Source organism: Pseudomonas brassicacearum (assembly GCF_003732265.1).
Taxonomy (GTDB): Bacteria; Pseudomonadota; Gammaproteobacteria; order Pseudomonadales; family Pseudomonadaceae; genus Aquipseudomonas; species Aquipseudomonas brassicacearum_D.
The window spans coordinates 1-5,494 of sequence record NZ_MOBK01000020.1; the positions used below are offsets into that span (position 1 = coordinate 1).

General features: G+C 60.2%; 5 protein-coding genes. 3 read left to right on the forward strand and 2 right to left on the reverse strand.

Features of this window, described 5'->3' with window-relative positions; translation table 11 throughout:
- Positions 1-129 precede the first annotated feature (129 nt).
- Both speB and BK660_RS29670 read right to left on the reverse strand, forming a co-directional pair.
- Positions 130-1,089 (reverse strand): agmatinase, encoded by a 960-nt coding sequence (gene speB, locus BK660_RS29665; protein ID WP_123436365.1) that lies wholly within the window; start codon positions 1,087-1,089, stop codon positions 130-132.
- Positions 1,090-1,106: 17 nt separating this feature from the next.
- Complete coding sequence (locus BK660_RS29670) at positions 1,107-2,198, reverse strand: polyamine ABC transporter substrate-binding protein (RefSeq protein WP_123436366.1); 1,092 nt, start codon at positions 2,196-2,198, stop codon at positions 1,107-1,109.
- 101 nt (positions 2,199-2,299) lie between these two features.
- Between BK660_RS29670 and BK660_RS29675 the strand changes: the two genes are divergently transcribed.
- From BK660_RS29675 to BK660_RS29685, 3 genes are all read left to right on the forward strand, one after another.
- The gene (locus BK660_RS29675) at positions 2,300-3,193 is read left to right on the forward strand and encodes a LysR family transcriptional regulator (RefSeq protein WP_123436367.1); all 894 of its coding nucleotides are present in this window, start codon (positions 2,300-2,302) and stop codon (positions 3,191-3,193) included.
- Between the two features lie 137 nt (positions 3,194-3,330).
- Entirely contained in the window at positions 3,331-4,806 is a 1,476-nt protein-coding gene (locus BK660_RS29680) for a nucleobase:cation symporter-2 family protein (protein WP_123436368.1), read from the forward strand.
- Positions 4,807-4,861: 55 nt separating this feature from the next.
- On the forward strand, positions 4,862-5,350 hold the full coding sequence (locus BK660_RS29685) for an LEA/WHy family protein (protein ID WP_123436369.1): 489 nt from the start codon (positions 4,862-4,864) through the stop codon (positions 5,348-5,350).
- Positions 5,351-5,494: the final 144 nt, after the last annotated feature.

The following is a 5,494-nucleotide window of genomic DNA, read 5'->3' on the forward strand; positions in this document are numbered from 1 at the left end:
GTCCCACCCACCCCTTCAAGTCTAAACATACAAGCGGGCTTGCTCGCGAAGGCGGTGTATCAGTCTGCATTTGTACCGGCTGACACGCCGCCTTCGCGAGCAAGCCCGCTCCCACATTGGATGGGTGTTTTACCGGTCGACCTTATGGCGCGCGGCATAGAGACACAGCATTTCCATCGCCAATGTCGCCGCCGCCAGTGAGGTGATGTCCGCGTGGTCATAGGCCGGAGCGACTTCCACCACGTCCATGCCCACCAGATTGATCCCGCGTAACCCGCCCAGAATCTCCAGCGCCTGCACGGTACTCAAGCCCCCGCAAACCGGTGTCCCGGTGCCGGGTGCAAAAGCCGGATCGAGGCAATCGATATCGAACGTCAGGTACACCGGGTTATCCCCTACCCTCGCCCTGATCGCCTCGACAATCGCCTCGCAACCCTGGCGATGGACCTGCCGCGCATCCAGCACCTGGAACCCCTGGTGATCATCATTGGTGGTGCGCAAACCGATCTGCACCGAACGCGACGGATCCACCAGCCCCTCCTTCGCCGCGTGCCAGAACATGGTGCCGTGGTCGACACGCTTGCCCTCTTCGTCCGGCCAGGTGTCGCTGTGGGCGTCGAAATGGATCAGCGACAACGCGCCATGTTTACGCGCATGGGCCTTGAGCAGCGGGTAAGTAATAAAGTGATCGCCGCCGAAGGTCAGCATCGCGCTGCCGCTGTTCAGGATGTGCTCGGCGTGGGCTTCGATGCTTTCCGGAATCGTGTGCGGCGAACCGTAATCGAAGTCGCAATCGCCGTAATCGATGACCGCCAAATGATCGAACGGATCAAACGTCCACGGCCAGTGGCGTTCCCAGGCAATTCCGGTGGATGCGGCGCGAATCCCCCGTGGTCCGAAACGTGCGCCGGGACGGTTGCTGGTGGCGGTGTCGAACGGCACACCGCTGACCGCGACGTCGATCCCACGCAAGTCGCGGCTGTAGCGACGGCGCATGAAACTGGTGATGCCGGCGTAGGTGCTTTCGGCGGCAGTTCCGTAGAGGCTGTCGCGGGTCATGGCCTGATCGTTTTGCATCGGGACGTCCATGGTGATCTCCTTTTTAATTATTGGCGGCTACGGAAGGTGGTCCACAGGCGCGTGCGCGACCGCAGGTCCTTGAGACTCATGCTTTGGTCGGCGTACAGACGTGCACGCATGTCGGGCAGTGGAAAGATGTCCGGGTCGGTGCGCACGGCTTCATCCACCAGCGGGGTTGCCGCCTGGTTGGCCGTGGCGAAAAACAGCGTGTTGGTCAGCGCGGCGACGGATTCGGGGCGCAACATGAACTCGATAAAGGCCCGGGCTTCTTCGGGGTGCGGCGCGTCCTTGGGGATCGCCAGATTGTCTTGCCAGACCAGCGTGCCTTCCTTGGGAATCCGGTACGCCACCTCAAACGGTTTGTTGGCCTTGCGGGCCTGATCTGCGGCCATGCTCGCGTCACCGTTGTAGGTCAGCGCCAGGCACACGCTGCCATTGGCCAAATCGCTGATCTGTCGGCCAGTGGCGACGTACAGCACATTGGGCTGCAACTGATGCAACAACGCCTCGGCGGCAGTCAGATCAGCCTTGTCGGTGCTGTAGGGATCTTTACCCAGATAGTGCAGCGCCAGGCCAATGACTTCCTGCGGCGAATCGAGAATCGCGATGCCGCAGTCTTTCAGCTTGCTGGCGTATTCCGGTTTGAACAGCAGGTCGAGGCTGTTGAGCGGCACATTCGGCAGCCGTTTCTGCACCGCTTCGACGTTCATCCCCAACCCCAGCGTGCCCCAGGTATACGGCACGCCATAGCGATTACCGGGATCGACGGCGGCCAGTTTTTCCAGCAGGTCCGGGTCAAGATTGGCGTAACCCTTGAGTCCCTCGTGGGAAATTTCCTTCAGCGCACCCGCCGCCAGACCACGGGCGAGCACGCTGGACGACGGCACCACCACGTCATACCCGCTGCCGCCGGTCAGCAGTTTGGTTTCCAGCACTTCCGAAGAATCGAACGTGTCGTAGCGCACGTGAATCCCGGTTTCCTTTTCGAACGCCTGCAAGGTTTCGGGCGCCACGTAATCGGCCCAACTGTAAAGGTTGACGGTCTTTTCCTGCGCCTGAGCCGACACCGCCATGGCGAGGCACAACGCGGGGAAACACAACTTGAACATGGGAGCCATGACGAACACCTGACCAGAGGAAGTGGTTGCAGGTTGCGCGCTCGGTTACATTGGCGAAATATCAAGTTTATTAACCTGACTTTATGGCGGAGTAATGTTTGATGCTCGGGCAACTTCACGACCTCGACCTGCAACTGCTGCGCCTGTTTGTCCGCGTGGTCGAGTGCGGCGGCTTCAGCGCGGCCCAAGGTGAGCTGGGCCTGAGCCAATCGAGCATCAGCCAGCAAATGGCCAAGCTGGAAACCCGCCTCGGCTATCGCCTGTGCAGTCGCGGCAAGGGTGGATTCAAGATCACGCCCAAGGGCGAGCAACTATTGACCGCGACGCGCGGACTGTTTGAGTCCATCGAAGCGTTTCGACATCAATCCAACGGTGTGGCGGGCAGATTGATTGGCGAAGTGCGCCTTGGGCTGTCCGAAGCCCTTGATCAATCGGTGCTGCAACAGGTGGCGGACGCGATCCGGCGCTTTCGCGAGCGGGATGAGTCGGTGCGCATCGAACTGATCAGCGCCATGCCTGGCGAAATGGAACGCTTGCTGCTGCAGCAACGGCTGGACCTGGCCATCGGCTATTTCTCCCAGGTGCAAAGCGCGTTCGACTATCGAGAGCTGTTCACCGAAACCCAGCACCTGTATTGCGCCCCCGGTCACCCATTGTTCACCGATGACGCGCCGAACGACGAAGCGCTGCAAGCCTGCGACCGGGTCGATCACCCTTACCGCTTCCTGCGCAGTGACGAGCCGTTCCAGGGCAAATTATGTTCGGCACGCTCAGAACAGGTCGAAGGCACCCTCGCCTTCATTCTGTCCGGCAAGCATGTCGGTTATTTGCCCAACCACTTTGCCCGCAGCTGGGAAGACAAGGGGTTGCTGCGCGCCGTACGTCAGGGCGATATGAGTTTTGAGGTAGCGTTTCATCTGGCACGGCATCGCGCTCAAGTGCCGGGGGATGCGCAGAAGGCGTTTGAAGAAGACCTGCTCGCGGCGTTCGCCTGAATATGTACCGATTTTGTGGCGAGGGAGCTTGCTCCCTCGCCACAGGTTCCGTGTGTATCGTTTGCCCTCGGTGCCCTCTGCTGGCATCCTGCGCCTCCATTTTCTGACCCGGCCCGCCGTTTGGCACGCAACCCACCATGACCGCCTCTGAAAAAGCCCCCGTTTTGCGCAACAACGACCTGATTTACGGCCTCAACGACCGCCCGCACCTGACCGCTACCGTCTTCGCCGCGCTGCAGCATGTACTGGCGAGTTTTGTCGGCATCATCACCCCGACCCTGATCATGGGCGGCGCCCTCGGCCTGCAAAGCGAAATACCGTACCTGATCAGCATGGCGTTGTTCGTTTCCGGCCTGGGCACCTTTGTTCAGGCCCGGCGTTTTGGTCCGGTCGGCTCTGGCTTGCTGTGTCTGCAAGGCACCAGTTTTTCGTTCATCAGTGTGATTCTCAGTGCCGGGTTCATGGTCAAGGCACGGGGTGGCGGCACCGATGAAATTCTCTCGACAATCTTTGGCGTGTGCTTTTTTGCGGCGTTCATTGAAGTCGCGTTGAGCCAGTTCATTGGCAAACTGCGGATGCTGATCACCCCGGTGGTCACCGGCACGATCATCACGTTGATGGGCTTGTCGCTGATCAAAGTTGCCATGACCGACATCGCCGGCGGCTTCGGTGCGGCGGATCTCGGTGCGGCCAGTCATTTGGCGCTCGCAGCCCTGGTGCTCGGCACGATTGTGCTGCTGAACCGGGTCGATGTGCCGTTTCTGCGCCTGGGTGCCATCGTCATCGGCCTGACCCTCGGCTACGTCGTGGCCTGGCTGATGGGCGACGTCAATTTCGCCAGCCTGCCCGATGTGCCGCTGATGAGCGTGCCGGTGCCGTTCAAGTATGGGTTCAACTTCGACTGGGTCGCGTTTGTGCCGATCGCGGTGATTTTCCTCGTGTCGCCGCTGGAAGCGGCTGGCGACCTGACCGCCAACTCGATGATTTCCCGGCAACCGGTCAAAGGCCCGATCTACATTCGCCGGATCAAATCCGGTCTGTTGGCCGACGGCCTCAACTCCGCCATGGCGGCCGTGTTCAACAGCATGCCGATGGTCACGTTTGCGCAGAACAACGGCGTGATCCAGTTGACCGGCGTGGCCAGTCGTTACGTGGCATTCTTCATCGCCGGTTTGCTGGTGCTGCTGGGGTTGTTCCCGATGATCGGCGCGGTGCTGCAACTGATGCCAAAACCGGTGCTCGGCGGCGCCGAACTGGTGATGTTCGGCACCGTCGCGGTGGCCGGGATCAAGATCCTCGCCGAAGCCGGCCTGCATCGACGCAACATGCTGATCGTGGCGATTTCCCTCGGCCTGGGTCTGGGAGTAGCGGCGGTGCCTGAGGTGTTGCGCGAGTTGCCGTTGGCGCTGCACAACATTTTCGAATCGCCGATTACCGTCGGGGCGTTGTGCGCTATCGTGCTGAACATCTTCCTGCCCGAGGAGTTCATTGCGCTGGAAGAAGATGATTTCGATCCGGAAGCCTCGATCCTGCAGGTCATGGAAAACCCCGATGTGCCGGTCAAGGCTGAACCCGCAACGGCTGAGACTGTCGCACAGTTGAACCGCCCGTAAGGCTCAAGGGCTGAGTCTTGAGCGGTTCAGCCCGTTTCTTTTCGAGAGTCTTTTCATGCGCAGCGTCCACGCCGTCCTGCTTTCTCTGCTTTTACTGTCGTTGAGCGCCTGCGCCCTGTTCCCGAATCGCGACCCGTTGAACATCAATGTGGTCGGCATCGAACCGCTGCAAAGCCAGGGTATGGAAATTCGTTTTGCGGTGAAAATCCGCGTGCAGAACCCCAATGAAAGCCCCATCGACTACAACGGCGTGGCGCTGGACCTGGAGGTTAATGGACAGCCGCTGGCTTCAGGGGTGAGCGATCAGTCGGGATCGATTGCGCGCTTCTCTGAAACCGTGCTGACGGTGCCGGTCAGCGTTTCGGCGTTTTCGGTGCTGCGCCAGACCCTCGGCCTGAGCCAGACGCAATCGCTGAATGACTTGCCGTACGTGCTGCGCGGCAAACTGGCTGGCGGATTGTTTGGCACGATGCGTTTCACTGACACTGGCAAACTAAACCTGCCGGGAGCGATCGCAGTCCCTCGCCAAACCCCGCAATCATGATCACCACAAATCCAATGTGGGAGCGGGCTTGCTCGCGAATGCGGTTCATCATTCAGCACAGTTGTTGACTGATCCACCGCATTCGCGAGCAAGCCCGCTTGTATGTTTAGACTTGAAGGGGTGGGTGGGACTAAAGCTCAGCTT